General features: G+C 43.2%; 13 protein-coding genes. 9 read left to right on the top strand and 4 right to left on the bottom strand.

The genetic code is table 11. The features are described from left to right. Positions 1-28: 28 nt before the first annotated feature. The 3 genes from REG_RS07075 to REG_RS07065 are packed head-to-tail and all read right to left on the bottom strand — an operon-like array spanning position 29 to position 1,428. Entirely contained in the window at positions 29-472 is a 444-nt protein-coding gene (locus tag REG_RS07075; RefSeq protein WP_006705018.1) for a SycD/LcrH family type III secretion system chaperone, read from the bottom strand. A gap of 22 nt (positions 473-494) precedes the next feature. Next, positions 495-1,088, bottom strand: a complete 594-nt coding sequence (gene sseB, locus REG_RS07070; protein ID WP_006705017.1) for a type III secretion system translocon protein SseB — start codon at positions 1,086-1,088, stop codon at positions 495-497. Between the two features lie 49 nt (positions 1,089-1,137). After that, on the bottom strand, positions 1,138-1,428 hold the full coding sequence (locus tag REG_RS07065) for a hypothetical protein (protein WP_006705016.1): 291 nt from the start codon (positions 1,426-1,428) through the stop codon (positions 1,138-1,140). A gap of 331 nt (positions 1,429-1,759) precedes the next feature. Between REG_RS07065 and feoB the strand changes: the two genes are divergently transcribed. Further along, positions 1,760-4,042, top strand: a complete 2,283-nt coding sequence (gene feoB / locus REG_RS07060) for a Fe(2+) transporter permease subunit FeoB (RefSeq protein WP_039907698.1) — start codon at positions 1,760-1,762, stop codon at positions 4,040-4,042. Positions 4,043-4,185: 143 nt separating this feature from the next. Continuing rightward, on the top strand, positions 4,186-4,437 hold the full coding sequence (locus REG_RS07055; protein WP_006705013.1) for a FeoC-like transcriptional regulator: 252 nt from the start codon (positions 4,186-4,188) through the stop codon (positions 4,435-4,437). A 62-nt stretch (positions 4,438-4,499) separates the two neighbouring features. Here the strand turns inward: REG_RS07055 and REG_RS07050 are convergent, their stop codons facing one another. Next, positions 4,500-5,528: a leucine-rich repeat domain-containing protein gene (locus REG_RS07050; RefSeq protein ID WP_006705012.1), complete on the bottom strand. Its 1,029-nt coding sequence runs from the start codon at positions 5,526-5,528 to the stop codon at positions 4,500-4,502. 263 nt (positions 5,529-5,791) lie between these two features. Between REG_RS07050 and carA the strand changes: the two genes are divergently transcribed. The 7 genes from carA to REG_RS07010 all read left to right on the top strand — a co-directional run bounded on the left by carA (position 5,792) and on the right by REG_RS07010 (position 16,088). Further along, on the top strand, positions 5,792-6,964 hold the full coding sequence (gene carA / locus REG_RS07040) for a glutamine-hydrolyzing carbamoyl-phosphate synthase small subunit (protein WP_039907695.1): 1,173 nt from the start codon (positions 5,792-5,794) through the stop codon (positions 6,962-6,964). Positions 6,965-6,997: 33 nt separating this feature from the next. After that, positions 6,998-10,249: a carbamoyl-phosphate synthase large subunit gene (gene carB / locus REG_RS07035; RefSeq protein WP_006705010.1), complete on the top strand. Its 3,252-nt coding sequence runs from the start codon at positions 6,998-7,000 to the stop codon at positions 10,247-10,249. Beyond that, positions 10,246-10,728, top strand: a complete 483-nt coding sequence (gene folA / locus REG_RS07030) for a type 3 dihydrofolate reductase (RefSeq protein ID WP_006705009.1) — start codon at positions 10,246-10,248, stop codon at positions 10,726-10,728. The genes carB and folA overlap by 4 nt, the downstream gene beginning before the upstream one ends. A gap of 347 nt (positions 10,729-11,075) precedes the next feature. Continuing rightward, positions 11,076-13,364, top strand: coding sequence for a class 1a ribonucleoside-diphosphate reductase subunit alpha (nrdA, locus tag REG_RS07025; RefSeq protein WP_006705008.1), 2,289 nt, complete (start codon positions 11,076-11,078; stop codon positions 13,362-13,364). A 15-nt stretch (positions 13,365-13,379) separates the two neighbouring features. Beyond that, positions 13,380-14,510: a class Ia ribonucleoside-diphosphate reductase subunit beta gene (nrdB, locus tag REG_RS07020; RefSeq protein WP_039907693.1), complete on the top strand. Its 1,131-nt coding sequence runs from the start codon at positions 13,380-13,382 to the stop codon at positions 14,508-14,510. 8 nt (positions 14,511-14,518) lie between these two features. Beyond that, entirely contained in the window at positions 14,519-14,779 is a 261-nt protein-coding gene (gene yfaE, locus REG_RS07015) for a class I ribonucleotide reductase maintenance protein YfaE (protein WP_006705006.1), read from the top strand. Between the two features lie 157 nt (positions 14,780-14,936). Continuing rightward, positions 14,937-16,088 (top strand): IscS subfamily cysteine desulfurase, encoded by a 1,152-nt coding sequence (locus REG_RS07010; protein WP_006705005.1) that lies wholly within the window; start codon positions 14,937-14,939, stop codon positions 16,086-16,088. The last annotated feature ends 108 nt before the right edge of the window (positions 16,089-16,196 follow it).

Genomic DNA, 16,196 nt, shown 5'->3' with positions numbered 1-16,196 from the left:
ATTGTGGGTACAGCAGTCTTGCAAGCGTCTAATTCATCAACCCCCGTTCTGCTCTCTCACGAATGTCTTTCATTTCTGGATGAACATGGCACCAGTTTAAGGCAGCCAGAAAGGCTTTTTTGGCATAACTTTGATTACCACAAGCGCTATAACACTCACCAGCACAGCAGGCGGGCAAAGGGTTATCAACACAAATCTGCCCTGCCCGACTGAAACAATAAATTGCCTGATGATACTCAGCAACCTGCTGATAACATTGCCCCAATGTTTGCCAATAGGAAAAATTCCAGTGGTCGAGGCGTATTAACAAATTAAGTAATGATTTAGCACCTTCATACTCCCCTCCTTCATACGACTGAAGACTGTATGCATATAATAAAGCTAAACCTTTAGGATCCATCTTCGCTAACATATGAAGAGAACCCCCATGACGCATAAAATTAACTAACACATTATTCAGTTGAGCGCTCATCGTTATTTCCTTATTTTAAGCGCTAGTTAAGATTACGAATAATAGTACTAATCATGTCTCCACGCTGTTTTATATAGGAGCTCTCGTTACTGATGGTATTATTTAAATTTTGCAAAAGATTTTGCAGTTTTAGCTGATTTTGACTGGAGAGATCAGTAGAACGATTGGCCGCATTATCTAATGCATTTTTCACTGCCGTAAGTTCACCTTTATCAAGTTCACCAACGTGTTTATCTTTATGTGTACAACCCTTGATGTAGTCAGTAATACTTTTATCACCTACTGTAATCCCATGTTCAGTCATAAAAAGGATGATTTGTTTATCGAGAGCGAGGGTGGCGTCAGGGCTTGGATTTTTAGAAATCTTTGCAATCTCCGCGTCTACATCATTACTCTCTTTTTGCTCGTCACGCGCCGTCGCCGTGTCATTCCGTATCTGGGCGTATAAATTGGTACTTAATGAGGCAAGAAAATTATAAATATCATTTAATGTATCAAGTGCATAATTATATACATCTTTATCATTCGAACTGGCGCTATCGGCAGCCATAGAGACATTTGGGTTAACAGAAGGGGCTTCTACATTGTTTTCACCCACATGCATATCAATGTTCATATATACCTCTCTTAATAATTATTAAGTTAATAATTATTTGTAAATTTTCTTACTGTGTTGAAATATGAAGATTATTTATATAAGTCTTGAGCTGTTTAAATTGAACTTTAAGATCATTAACACAGGATTCTATCTGGGCTTTTTCTTTTTTTAAGCGACCTGGATAGACCATTTTTAATTCTTCTATTCTTTTTTTTGCTTTTAGATCACCTTCCCCCGCTTGATTTAAAAAATGGATTTCTTGTTCTAATTTTTTGAATTTTTCGAGATCTTTTTTTAATTTCTCACATTGAGCATACATTTTGCCGACCATGATATTAGACTGTTCTTGCTTTTCCATTTTGACCTCGAAAAGTTTGCTTAATTATTGTCCGTCCACTTAAAATCCTAGTCCACTATCTTCATTTGGTCTTTTAATTTTATGTCATTTCTACCGAAATTGAGGAAAAGAATCAATTTATCACCTGATGGTATTTTATCGGGTATAACGGTTAATAAAAACAATGCTAGTATATGCCCTTCGCCTTTGAGGTTACGGCGGCGATAGAGCGAAAACAGCCGATCAGTCACAGGTTATGTCAATGATAGATCGAACAATAATATAATTGTAATTTAATATCTAACGATAGCAAATTTTATATTAATCAATTGAATTATAAAGAATAAATACAATGATAACCATCGGTTTAATGGGGAATCCCAATACAGGAAAAAGTACATTATTCAACCAACTCACCGGTTCCCGTCAGCGCGTAGGAAACTGGGCAGGGGTAACTGTTGAGAAAAAAGAAGGGCATTTTTCCACCACACAACATAAAAAAATAACCTTGGTCGATTTGCCCGGCACCTACTCTCTTACCACGCTTTCCGAACAGACTTCAGTGGATGAACAAATCGCTTGCCGTTATATATTAAGTGCTCAGGCTGATCTCGTGGTGAACGTGATCGATGCCGTTAATCTGGAACGTAATCTTTATCTGACGCTGCAATTAGTCGAATTAGGTATCCCTTGTATTGTTGCACTCAATATGCTGGATATCGCTCAGTGTCAACATATTAAAATTGATATTAATCAATTATCTAAACAATTAGGTTGCCCCGTCATTCCATTGGTTTCCTGCCGAGCGAGCGGTATCAAAGAATTAAAAAACAAGATTGATGAATGTTTAGTCGATAAAACAAAAAAAACTAAAAGTAAAATGCCGGTTGATTATCCACCAGCATTGTTAGAAGAACTGGATAAATTGGCACAAGCCATGCCAGTATCAATCTCTATGCAACAGCGCACAGGGCTGGCGTTGCAAATACTCGAAGGGGATGTCCATGCTTTAGCGCATGCCGATATTCCTGCTAGCCTGTTGCTGAATGTGCATCAACGGTTGACGCAATATGAAGATCTAGGATTACTGATTGCCGATGCTCGCTATCAAAGTATTGCAAAAATCTGTCGCGAGGTGGGTAATTCACAGCAAGCTGAGCCGCATCGCCTGACACAAAAACTAGATAGCATTATCCTGAATCGCTGGTTAAGTGTCCCTATTTTCTTATTTATTATGTATTTAATGTTTGTTTTAGCCATTAATATTGGCGGGGCGTTCCAACCCATATTTGATATAGGGTCGTCAGCGATTTTTATCCAGGGATTGCAATGGCTAGGTTATACACTTCATTTTCCTTCCTGGTTGACTGTTTTTCTCGCGCAGGGGGTGGGCGGAGGCATTAATACCATGCTACCTCTAGTGCCACAGATTGGTATGATGTATTTATTCCTTTCTTTTCTTGAAGATTCAGGTTACATGGCTCGAGCCGCATTTGTGATGGATCGACTGATGCAAGCACTCGGGTTACCAGGTAAATCTTTTGTTCCTTTAATCGTTGGTTTTGGTTGTAATGTGCCGGCTATTATGGGCGCTCGTACTCTGGATGCGGCGCGAGAGCGTTTTATTACCATTATGATGGCACCCTTTATGTCATGTGGCGCACGATTAGCCATTTTTGCAGTATTTACTACGGCATTTTTTAACCAAGGCGGCGCCAGTATTGTTTTCTCCCTTTACCTGTTAGGTATTGTCGTCGCCATTGCTACGGGATTAGCGCTGAAATATACCATTATGCGCGGAGAGGTCACGCCCTTTGTTATGGAGTTACCTGTTTATCATGTGCCCCATATAAAAAGTTTATTATTGCAAACCTGGCAGCGATTAAAAGGCTTTGTGGTGAGAGCCGGTAAAGTGATTATTGCGGCTTGTATTGTAATTGGCGGATTGAACAGCTTCTCTTTTAACGGTCAACCCGTTGACAACATTAATGACTCAGCACTGGCGTCAGTCAGTAAAACCCTAACCCCGCTTTTAATACCCATCGGCGTTCATCCTGATAATTGGCAAGCGACAGTAGGTTTAATCAGTGGAGCGATCGCTAAAGAAGTGGTGGTCGGTACACTGAATACACTGTATACGGCCGAAAAAATTAACAATGAATCCTTTGATGCCGAAAATTTTAACCTATTAGCACAATTGCAAGAGGGATTAGATGAAACGGCACAGGGGTTGAAAGATACCTTCAGTTTAAATGTATTATTGCACCCACTAGAAGCGAGTAAAGGAGAGGGTGAAATGGCCGCCGGGGCGATGGGGATCATGAGCAGTAAATTTGGCTCTAGTATTTCTGCTTATAGCTATCTTATTTTTGTTTTACTTTACGTCCCCTGTGTTTCTGTTATGGGCGCTATTGCTCGAGAAACCAGCCGTGGTTGGATGATATTTTCTATTTTATGGGGATTAAATCTTGCGTATTCACTGGCAACCCTGTTTTATCAAATTGCCACCTTTAGCCATCATCCGCAACAAAGTCTTATTATTATCGGTGTGGTTATGATTATTAATGCATTAATTTTTTGGGGTTTGCGCCGTCGATCAATGAACCTCTTTCCAAACCGTAGTTCGTTATGCTAAGTCAAGGCGCCCGGCGCACAGCAACCGGAGTGTACCTAAGTACATGAGGATTGCGAGCACCGAGCAACGCAGAATGAGCGTCACGCAGTAGGTTTGGAAGGAGGTCTAATGTCGGATCACGCTGAAATTAGGGGATAAAGTTTATGGCCAGTCTACTACAGGTACGTGATGCCATAGCGCTTAATGGCATAGCAGAAGCACGTCAACTCAGCTTACAGTTGACGATACCTCTACGGTTGGTGGAGGCTATGCTGGAACAATTAATGATGATGGGTAAAATCGAGCGCATTAAAAAAAATACCCCCTGTCTCACCGGCAGCTGCAAAAGCTGTCCGGAAAGTTCAAAATGTGATCGGGTTATCTATCGGTTAAGAGCCTATTCGACATCTTCTTAAGCGACAGCGACGCTCAATTAGACCTCTTTCGAAACCGCAGTTACGCTTCTTCAATAATTGTTTTAGACATGTTGGCCGATATGCTTTTTACTATTTTCTATCCGTTGAATGGTAATACCGTTCCATTTTTCCCCGCTAAATTCTTTACCGTCGACAAGAAATTTCGTGTTGCCATTGTAAATGATCGTCACATGTTCAGGCATGAAGGTTAATTCTATTTCCTCAATCTCGCAGCCGCTTACATTAAGTGTCATTAAATTTTTAAATTCAGATAATATTGGCAAATATCTTAGATTGGTGTTATTGACATCGAGCTTTGTTAAGGAACGGGGAATTTCTTTAGGATCCAAGGTTCCTAGTTCACGATTATTACTGAGATTTAGCTCTTTTAACTTCTCGAGTGAAGAAAGTGTATGCTGTATCATCCCTGGAGTGTTACTGGGTAGCTGCTCTAAATCCCAGTTACTTGCTATATCGCGTTCTTCGCCTGTATTGATCTTTTTTTCTGCTTCTTTAGACGGTCGTACCGTGGGAAGAATATACAGTGTACCTAGATCATTGTTACTGAGATCGAGAGATGTAAGATTCGTTAGTACGGCAATAACTGGCGGGATTGTACGGAACTGGTTATCACTGAGGTCAAGTTCGTTTAGCGATAGCAGTACACTTGGATGATCAGGCAGAGATGTTAAACCCAACGCGGAGGCATTCAGATTAGAGACATTATTATTATCAAGTTGATTTTTAATCTGATTGATTATTTTGTCATGCCTAGACCACGGGAGTAGCTCACCTAACCAATTAAAATGAGTAACAATATCTTCTTTCTTTTCCTCTAACCCCTGCTCTGATGCCTCTTTTTTCATTTCCTTCATCTTGTTTATAAGATTAGGATCTATAAGAAGATTAGCAAGAACATGATCTTTCGATCTATCTTCTTCTGACATCAGACCAAGTTCTACCAAATAGCCCGACATTTTTTGGGTTATTTTGTCTCTCAGAGATAAATCCGTAGACGTGTCCTTATTTTGTGAAGCCGATGCAGAAGACACTGGAAGAGCTGAAGTAGCAGTGGGCATAGTAGTGTTCATATTGATATTTTTCCTAATTACGGTTAAAGAAAGATCACTATTTAAGTTAAGTTATAATAAGCAACCCATTCTCAACCCAACCTCACTAGGCGCTAAGAAATATCATTTTGATGAAAGGCGAGGCTATAAGTGGACAAATAGACTACTCGCCATTAAAATGCGCACAATTTGTCAAAAATTAGCAAAATTCGCGGTAAACCCTCACTCAATGCGGGCGGGGAGCAGTCACCTTGCAGGCAGTTTTCTATTCTTCGGAGGATGTTTTGATTAAGTCAGCGTTATTGGTTCTCGAAGACGGAACCCAATTCCACGGTCGCGCCATTGGCGCAGAGGGAGCGGCAGTGGGGGAAGTGGTCTTCAATACCTCAATGACCGGTTATCAAGAAATCCTTACTGATCCTTCTTACTCCCGCCAAATCGTCACCCTTACTTATCCCCACATCGGCAATACCGGCACCAACAGCATCGATGAAGAATCGGGCGCAGTACAGGTGCAAGGGCTGATTATCCGCGATTTGCCATTAATGACCAGTAGCTATCGTAGTGAAGAAAGCTTATCGCAGTATCTTAAACGTCATCATGTTGTTGCCATTGCCGATATTGATACACGTCAACTGACACGACTATTACGTGATAAAGGAGCCCAAAACGGTTGTATTATCACGGGTCAACCCTCGCCGGCCTTACTCGCCTCGGCATTAGAAAAAGCACAACAATTTCCCGGTTTAGTCGGGATGGATTTAGCAAAAGAAGTCAGTACCAAAGCAGCCTATCCTTGGTTACAAGGCAAATGGACGTTAGACAATGAACGCCCGCACGCTTGCAACACCGCTGATTTACCGTTCCACGTCGTGGTTTACGATTACGGTGTGAAGCATAATATTCTACGTTTGCTGGTCGAGCAGGGTTGTCGATTAACGGTAGTACCAGCACAAACACCGGCGGAAGACGTCTTAAAATTAAACCCAGACGGTGTTTTCTTATCCAATGGCCCGGGTGATCCCGCGCCCTGTGATTACGCGATCAGGGCGATTCAACGTCTGCTCGAAACAAAAATCCCCCTCTTTGGTATCTGCTTAGGCCATCAACTACTGGCATTAGCCAGCGGCGCTAAAACAGTAAAAATGAAATTCGGCCACCATGGTGCTAACCATCCGGTAAAAGATCTCGATACCCAATCAGTGATGATTAGCGCACAAAATCATGGTTTTTCCGTGGACGAAGCGAGTTTACCGCCCAATCTGCGTGCGACCCATCGTTCTTTATTCGATGGCTCATTACAAGGGATCCACCGTACGGACAGAGCGGCGTTTAGTTTTCAAGGCCACCCCGAAGCGAGTCCTGGCCCCCATGATGTCGCTCCACTGTTTAATCATTTTATTGCGTTGATCAAAGCGTATCGGATACAACCAAAAAGTCATATACCCACAGCCTAACTGTTAATAATCGAAAGTGAAAAAGCGAACATCATGCCAAAACGTACAGATATAAAAAGTATCCTGATTTTAGGTGCCGGTCCTATCGTTATCGGTCAAGCTTGTGAATTTGATTATTCAGGCGTCCAGGCTTGTAAAGCGCTGCGTGAAGAAGGTTATCGGGTGATCCTGGTTAATTCCAATCCCGCAACGATTATGACAGATCCCGACATGGCGGATGCCACCTATATTGAGCCGATTCATTGGGAAGTGGTGCGCAAAATTATTGAAAAAGAACGCCCAGACGCGGTATTGCCAACCATGGGGGGGCAAACCGCTTTGAACTGCGCTTTAGAACTAGAACGTAAAGGCGTGTTAGCGGAATTTGGTGTTGCCATGATAGGGGCAACGGCAGCGGCGATTGATAAAGCAGAAGATCGCCGTTTGTTTGATATCGCCATGAAAAAAATCGGCTTAGCAACCGCCCGTTCGGGTATTGCGCATAATATGGAAGAAGCGTTAGCGGTGGTGGCCGAAGTCGGTTTCCCTTGTATCATTCGCCCCTCTTTTACTATGGGTGGCACAGGGGGCGGGATTGCTTATAACCATGAAGAGTTTCAAGAAATTTGCCAGCGTGGATTGGATTTATCACCCACCAAAGAATTGTTGATTGATGAATCACTGATCGGATGGAAAGAATATGAAATGGAAGTCGTTCGCGATAAAAACGACAACTGTATTATTGTCTGTTCGATTGAAAATTTTGATGCGATGGGGATCCACACCGGGGATTCTATTACGGTGGCACCCGCACAAACCTTGACCGATAAAGAATATCAAATTATGCGTAATGCTTCGATGGCGGTATTACGTGAAATTGGCGTCGAAACCGGGGGATCTAATGTCCAATTTGCGGTGAATCCTAAAAATGGCCGCTTGATTGTGATCGAGATGAACCCACGGGTATCGCGTTCTTCCGCATTAGCATCCAAAGCCACCGGTTTCCCGATTGCTAAAGTGGCTGCCAAGTTGGCAGTGGGTTATACGCTCGATGAATTAAGTAATGATATTACCGGAGGGCAGACCTCGATAAGTATCCCTGCTTCTTTTGAACCTGCTATTGATTACGTGGTGACTAAAATTCCGCGCTTTAATTTTGAAAAGTTCGCCGGGGCGAATGATCGCTTAACCACTCAGATGAAATCAGTCGGTGAAGTGATGGCTATTGGCCGTACACAGCAAGAATCATTACAAAAAGCGTTGCGCGGCTTAGAAGTGGGCGCAACTGGCTTGGATCCGAAAGTTAATTTGGATGATCCACAAGCGTTAAGCAAAATTCGGCGCGAGTTGAAAGAGGCCGGCGCGGAACGTATTTGGTATATCGCTGATGCTTTTCGAGCTGGCATGTCGGTGGACGGGATTTTTAATCTGACCAATATTGACCGTTGGTTTTTAGTACAAATTGAAGAATTAGTGCGTTTGGAAGAAAAAGTTGCCGAATCGGGTATCAAGAGTCTCAACGCCAATTTTTTGCGACAACTTAAACGTAAAGGCTTTGCCGATGCACGTTTGGCGGCATTGGCCTCTGTAACCGAGAGCGAAATACGCCAATTACGCCATGATTTTAACTTACACCCGGTTTATAAGCGGGTAGACACCTGTGCGGCAGAATTTGCCACTGATACCGCTTATCTGTACTCAACCTACGAAGCAGAATGCGAATCCTATCCCAATCATGATCGTCGAAAAATTATGGTGCTAGGAGGCGGGCCAAATCGCATTGGGCAAGGAATTGAATTCGATTATTGCTGCGTTCATGCCGCACTGGCGCTGCGTGAAGATGGCTACGAAACCATTATGGTTAACTGTAATCCAGAAACCGTTTCAACCGATTACGACACCTCTGATCGCCTTTATTTTGAATCCGTCACCTTAGAAGACGTCTTAGAAATTGTACGTATCGAACAGCCCGAGGGGGTGATCGTGCAATACGGTGGTCAAACACCGCTGAAATTGGCGCGTGAATTAGAAGCGGCGGGTGTGCCCATTATTGGCACCCGTCCTGATGCGATTGATAGCGCAGAAGATCGTGGGCTTTTTCAGCAAGCGGTTAATGATTTGGGTTTAAAACAACCGGCTAATGCCACCGTTACTGCACTGGAAGACGCGGTTGCAAAAGCGAACATATTAGGCTACCCACTGGTGGTGCGTCCTTCCTATGTATTGGGAGGGAGAGCAATGGAAATCGTCTACGATGAAGTGGATTTGCGCTGTTATTTCCAATCGGCCGTGAATGTCTCTAACGATGCGCCGGTATTACTTGATCGCTTTCTCGACGATGCCGTTGAAGTGGATGTTGATGCCATTTGTGACGGTGAGAAAGTGCTGATTGGCGGCATTATGGAGCATATCGAGCAAGCCGGCGTTCACTCCGGTGATTCCGCCTGCTCACTGCCTGCTTATACGTTAAGTGAAAACATTCAAAATACCCTACGTCAGCAAGTAGAAAAATTGGCTTTTAAACTTAATGTCCGTGGTTTAATGAATGTACAATTTGCGGTAAAAGACCAAGATGTTTATTTGATTGAAGTTAACCCGCGTGCTGCTCGTACTGTTCCCTTCGTCTCTAAGGCCACCGGTGTGCCGCTGGCAAAAATTGCCGCCAGAGTGATGGTAGGTCAATCATTGACACAGCAAGAGGCATTAACCGAAGTGATCCCGCCTTATTATTCGGTAAAAAAAGTCGTGTTGCCCTTTAACAAATTCCCTGGCGTTGATCCTATTTTAGGTCCAGAAATGCGATCAACCGGTGAAGTCATGGGTGTAGGTCAAACTTTTGCCGAAGCTTTTTCTAAAGCCATGTTGGCCAGTCAATCAGGGATAGAAAAACGGGGGCGTGTGTTGTTATCTGTGCGAGAAGGGGATAAAGCACGGGTCGCCGATTTAGCAGCCCAATTGTTGCAACAGGGTTTTGAACTCGATGCAACGCATGGCACAGCCGTGGTCTTGGGCGAGGCGGGGATCAATCCACGTTTAGTCAATAAAGTGTATGAGGGGCGCCCTCATATTCAAGACAGAATTAAAAATGGCGAATATACTTATATCGTCAATACCACTGCCGGGCGTCAGGCCATTGAAGATTCTAAATTACTGCGCCGTAGTGCTTTACAATATAAAGTGCATTATGACACGACCTTAAATGGAGGCTTTGCCACTTCGATGGCATTAAATGCTGATCCCACCACCAGCGTCATTTCAGTACAGGAAATGCATGCTAAAATAAAACAAGCACAGGCTATAAAGTGATAATTAGCTTAATTGCTGCCCTGGCGCATAACCGGGTGATAGGCATGCAAAACCTGATGCCGTGGCATTTACCGGCTGATTTAGCCTGGTTTAAACGTAACACACTGGGTAAACCTGTCATCATGGGACGTAAAACATTTGAATCGATAGGGCGCCCCCTGCCTGGTCGGTTAAATATCGTTCTTAGCCATCAACCGGAGGCGGCTCAAGGTGTGATCTGGGTCAGTTCCATTGATCAGGCGTTAGCAACAGCAGTAAATGTGCCAGAAGTGATGATCATCGGCGGAGGAAATCTCTACACCCAGTTTTTGCCGTATGCTAACCGGCTGTATTTAACGCATATTTCGGCCATAGTTGAAGGTGATACCTACTTTCCAAATTATGCAAATGATGAATGGGATGAGTCATTTAAAGAATGCCATGAAGCCGACAATAACAACAGTTACCGCTATTGTTTTCAAATTCTTGAGCGGCGCTAAGAAAATCCTTAGCCAATTGTTTTTGTAACCGCCTGTAATCACATCGCTTACAGCAATTTATCCACATCATGCCCCTGTTTTCGCACTTGTAAAAAGGGTCAATACACATTATCTTGTTATCATATCAACTCATAACCACTATATGTTGTGTTTATATCCTACTCGCCTCTGCCTGGATTATCTGGGCAAAATGACAGGGTGTATACCCAATGAATTTCGCGTTTCGGCAAGGCGGCCAGGGGGTGAGACCGATGAGCGTAGACATACCATGAGGCGAGCACCCGCAGACAACAAAGCCGTAACTTGAAAGGCGAAGGGTATCAGCATATTTAAAGGCACCAAAACACATGAATCAAAGCTTACTTGTTACCAAACGTGATGGCCGTAAAGAACGCATTAATCTTGATAAGATCCATCGAGTAGTTGATTGGGCAGCAGAAGGCTTACACAATGTCTCTGTCTCTCAAGTAGAACTACGTTCCCATATTCAATTTTATGATGGCATCAAGACCGCTGATATTCATGAAACCATCATTAAAGCAGCAGCCGATCTGATCTCCACTGATGCACCAGATTATCAATATTTGGCCGCCCGTTTGGCGGTTTTTCATTTGCGTAAAAAGGCCTATGGCCAATTTGAGCCCCCGCCACTGTTTGAACATGTGTCAAAAATGGTGGCGATGAAAAAGTACGATCAACATTTGTTGGCAGACTACAGCGCCGCTGAGTTCGCCGAGATGGAGAGTTTTATCGATCATTGGCGTGATCTCAATTTTTCCTACGCCGCGGTGAAACAGTTAGAAGGAAAATATTTGGTACAAAATCGAGTGACCGGTGAAATCTACGAAAGCGCCCAGTTTCTGTATATCCTTGTCGCTGCTTGTTTATTTTCTAGCTACCCACGTGAAAGCCGTCTCGATTACGTAAAACGTTTTTATAATGCGATATCAACGTTCAAGATCTCGTTGCCAACCCCCATTATGGCAGGCGTAAGAACACCAACACGTCAATTTAGCTCATGCGTATTGATTGAATGCGGTGACAGTCTGGATTCGATTAACGCCGCCTCCAGCGCCATCGTAAAATATGTTTCTCAACGGGCTGGGATTGGTATTAACGCCGGTCGTCTTCGGGCACTGGGTAGCCCTATTCGCGGCGGTGAAGCTTTCCATACCGGTTGCATTCCATTTTATAAATATTTTCAAACCGCGGTGAAATCTTGTTCTCAAGGGGGTGTTCGCGGTGGAGCTGCCACCTTATTTTATCCGCTATGGCATTTAGAAGTAGAAAGTTTGTTGGTACTAAAAAATAACCGAGGGGTTGAGGATAACCGCGTACGCCATATGGATTATGGCGTGCAAATTAATAAATTAATGTATCAACGCCTGCTAAAAGGCGAAGATATCACGCTATTTAGCCCATCGGATGTGCCGGGGCTTTACGACGCTTTCTTTGCAGATCAGACGGAATTCGAGCGACTGTACATGAAATATGAGCAAGATCAAACGATTCGTCAGCAACGGATAAAAGCGGTTGATTTATTTTCGCTGATGATGCAAGAACGCGCGTCTACCGGGCGGATTTATATTCAAAATGTAGATCATTGTAATACCCATAGCCCATTTGATGCCAAGGTGGCACCCGTCCGTCAATCTAACCTGTGTTTAGAAATCGCGCTGCCCACCCAGCCGTTAAATGATATCAATGATGAAACCGGTGAAATCGCACTCTGTACCTTATCTGCTTTTAATTTGGGCGCGATTGATCGTCTTGAGGAATTAGAAGAGTTAGCCACACTAGCCGTGCGCGCGCTCGATGCGCTACTCGATTATCAAGATTATCCCATTGCTGCCGCCCGTAATGGCTCGCTGGGACGGCGTACTTTAGGTATTGGCGTGATCAACTTAGCTTATTATTTAGCAAAAAACGGGGTCGGCTATTCCAACGCCGATCTCAAGAAGAATGCTAACTCTTTAACACACCGCACCTTTGAAGCGATTCAGTACTATCTGTTAAAAGCATCGAACGATTTAGCACGTGAAAAAGGGGCTTGCCCATGGTTTGATCAAACCACTTATGCGCAAGGGCTGTTACCGATCGATACTTATAAAAAATATCTAGATGAAATTTGTAATGAACCCTTGCATCTTGATTGGGAAGGTTTGCGCCAGAATATTAAGCAATGGGGGCTACGTAATTCAACGCTTTCCGCCCTGATGCCTTCAGAAACATCATCACAGATCTCTAATGCCACTAACGGTATTGAGCCACCGCGCGGTTACGTCAGTATCAAGGCGTCGAAAGACGGTATTTTGCGTCAGGTGGTGCCAGAATATGAACGACTAAAAGAGCATTATCAGCTGTTATGGGATATACCGAATAATGACGGTTATCTGCAATTGGTTGGCATCATGCAAAAATTTGTTGATCAGGCGATTTCGGCCAATACCAATTACGATCCCACACGTTTTTCCGACAATAAAGTGCCGATGAAACAATTATTAAAAGATCTGTTAACCGCTTATAAACTGGGGATAAAAACGCTTTATTATCACAACACTCGCGATGGTGCTGATGACGTACAGGGTGATATAACAACCCATGATGACTGCGAAAGCGGTGCCTGTAAGATTTAATTGCCAGAGGACATTATGGCCTACAGTACATTTTCACAAAATAAGAATGATCAATTAAAAGAGCCGATGTTTTTTGGTCAGTCGGTTAACGTGGCACGTTTCGATCAACAAAAATACGCCATTTTTGAGAAACTAATTGAACAACAACTTTCTTTTTTTTGGCGACCAGAAGAAATTGATGTCAGTCAGGATAGAACGGATTATCAAAAGCTACCACCTCACGAAAAACACATTTTTATTAGCAATTTAAAATATCAAACTTTGCTCGATTCGATTCAGGGGCGTAGCCCTAATGTGGCTTTATTACCATTGGTTTCAATTCCTGAATTAGAAACTTGGATAGAAACTTGGTCATTTTCAGAAACCATTCACTCACGATCTTACACCCATATCATCCGCAATATCGTTAACGATCCCTCGCTGATATTCGATGACATCGTTACCAATGAGGAGATCCTAAAGCGCGCAGAAGATATCTCTGCCTATTATGATGATTTAATCAAAATGACCAGTTATTACCATCTATTAGGTGAGGGGACGCATCATATTAATAGTGAAACAATAACAGTAAATTTACGTGCGCTGAAAAAACAGCTTTATCTGTGCTTGATGAGTGTCAATGCTTTAGAAGCGATACGTTTTTATGTCAGTTTTGCCTGCTCTTTTGCTTTTGCAGAACGAAAACTAATGGAAGGCAATGCCAAAATTATTAAATTGATTGCGCGTGATGAAGCGCTTCATCTCACTGGCACCCAACATATTATCAATTTGATGCGTGAAGGGACGGATGATCCCGAAATGGCAGAAATTGCTAAAGAATGCCAAAACAATTGCTTTGAATTATTTAAAAAGGCCGCTGAGCAAGAGAAAGAATGGGCAACCTATTTGTTCCGTGATGGCTCGATGATTGGCCTTAATAAAGATATTCTTTGCCAATATATCGAATATATTACCAATATTCGTATGCAGGCTGTGGGGCTGGCTCTGCCTTTTAAAATACGCTCTAATCCTATCCCCTGGATCAATGCTTGGCTTTCCTCTGATAATGTACAGGTAGCACCACAAGAAGTGGAAGTAAGCTCTTATTTGGTGGGGCAAATTGATGCTAAAGTCAGTGCCGATGATTTCCGTGATTGTGAACTCTAATCTATTATATGACTAAATCGACCATTAGCTTAGGCAAACGCGACGTTAAACTAGATTATCCTGCTTATAGCAATAACCTGCTTGAAGTGTTAGAACAACATCAGATACCGGTCGAGTATCAATGTCGCTCGGGTTATTGTGGCTCATGTCGCCTCACATTGCTCAAAGGCGAAGTAGATTATTTAGTCTCCCTCCTCGCCTTTATTCAACATAACGAAATATTAGCCTGCTGTTGTTATCCATGCGGCGATATTGAGATTGATATTTAATTCTAGCGCCCAGATTGTACCCTTTGTCTTTGAAATTGCCTTCGGCTGCCAGGATGTGAGGCCGATGAGCGTGGACAGCGAGAGCTGGCAGCCAACAATGCGGCAGCTTCAAAAGCGAAGGGTATAGAAGTAAAATTTATTTATCGAGTCAATAGTAATGAAATTACCGATTTATTTAGATTATGCGGCTACTACACCTGTCGATCCACGTGTGGCTGAAAAAATGATGCAATGTTTAACCTTGGATGGGATCTTTGGTAACCCTGCTTCTCGATCACACCTTTTTGGTTGGCAAGCAGAAGAAGCCGTTGATATCGCACGTAACCAGATTGCTGCATTGGTGGGAGCCGATCCACGAGAAATCGTTTTTACTTCCGGCGCCACTGAATCCGATAATCTGGCGATTAAAGGGGCGGCACATTTTTATCAGACCAAGGGTAAGCACATTATTACCTGTCAGACTGAACATAAAGCAGTGCTAGATAGCTGTCATCAATTGGAACAGACTGGCTTTGAAGTGAGCTATTTAGCCCCACAAAGTGACGGCATGATAGATTTACAGCAGCTTAACGCGGTGATACGCGCTGATACTATTTTGGTCTCTATTATGCACGTGAACAATGAGATTGGTGTGATACAGGACATTGCAGCGATAGGTGAACTATGCCGTAATCGAGAAATCATTTTCCACGTTGATGCGACACAAAGTGTGGGAAAATTGCCGATTGATTTAACGCAGTTAAAAGTGGATTTAATGTCTTTTTCCGCGCATAAAATGTACGGGCCAATGGGGATCGGTGCCTTGTTTGTGCGCCGTCATCCAAAAGTACAGATTAAAGCGCAACAACAAGGCGGGGTGCACGAACGTGGTATGCGCTCAGGAACACTGCCGGTGCATCAAATTGTCGGTATGGGAGAAGCCTGCCGTATTGCTCAGGAAGAAATGGCCGACGAATCGGCGCGCCTCACCAAGCTACGTGACCGCTTATGGCATGGCATCAAAGAAATAGCAGGTGTTTATTGTAATGGCGCGCTAACAAAACGGGCTCCTCACATTTTGAATGTCAGTTTTGATCATGTTAACGGTGAAACGCTAATGATCGCATTAAAAGATTTAGCCGTCTCCGCAGGCTCTGCCTGTACTTCGGCCAGTGTAGAGCCTTCACATGTCCTGAGTGCACTGGGTATCAGTAATACATTGGCTGACAGTACCCTGCGTTTTTCTCTTGGGCGTTTTACCACTGAAGAAGAAATTGACTATGCCATTGGGTTGTTGCAAGAGGTGATTCAACGTTTGCGAGCCATGTGAAATCTTCTTTGAGCTGCGCTGATACTTTGTCAAAAACGAGCTCAAAATGCTCATTTGCTCTCTTCATTAAGTATAAAAAGGAACTGCGCTTTTTCGCTCATTTTGTCC

Source organism: Candidatus Regiella insecticola LSR1, from assembly GCF_000143625.1.
GTDB lineage: Bacteria > Pseudomonadota > Gammaproteobacteria > Enterobacterales > Enterobacteriaceae > Regiella > Regiella insecticola.
The sequence above is the reverse complement of the archived record's forward strand: the minus strand, read 5'-3'. Positions and strand labels throughout refer to the sequence as shown.

Excerpts from the sequence above, each read along its gene's own strand:
- REG_RS07075 (WP_006705018.1), bottom strand. The coding sequence starts at position 472 with ATGAGCGCTCAACTGAATAATGTGTTAGTTAATTTTATGCGTCATGGG.
- sseB (WP_006705017.1), bottom strand. The coding sequence starts at position 1,088 with ATGAACATTGATATGCATGTGGGTGAAAACAATGTAGAAGCCCCTTCT.
- REG_RS07065 (WP_006705016.1), bottom strand. The coding sequence starts at position 1,428 with ATGGAAAAGCAAGAACAGTCTAATATCATGGTCGGCAAAATGTATGCT.
- feoB (WP_039907698.1), top strand. The coding sequence starts at position 1,760 with ATGATAACCATCGGTTTAATGGGGAATCCCAATACAGGAAAAAGTACA.
- REG_RS07055 (WP_006705013.1), top strand. The coding sequence starts at position 4,186 with ATGGCCAGTCTACTACAGGTACGTGATGCCATAGCGCTTAATGGCATA.
- REG_RS07050 (WP_006705012.1), bottom strand. The coding sequence starts at position 5,528 with ATGAACACTACTATGCCCACTGCTACTTCAGCTCTTCCAGTGTCTTCT.
- carB (WP_006705010.1), top strand. The coding sequence starts at position 6,998 with ATGCCAAAACGTACAGATATAAAAAGTATCCTGATTTTAGGTGCCGGT.
- nrdA (WP_006705008.1), top strand. The coding sequence starts at position 11,076 with ATGAATCAAAGCTTACTTGTTACCAAACGTGATGGCCGTAAAGAACGC.
- nrdB (WP_039907693.1), top strand. The coding sequence starts at position 13,380 with ATGGCCTACAGTACATTTTCACAAAATAAGAATGATCAATTAAAAGAG.
- yfaE (WP_006705006.1), top strand. The coding sequence starts at position 14,519 with ATGACTAAATCGACCATTAGCTTAGGCAAACGCGACGTTAAACTAGAT.
- REG_RS07010 (WP_006705005.1), top strand. The coding sequence starts at position 14,937 with ATGAAATTACCGATTTATTTAGATTATGCGGCTACTACACCTGTCGAT.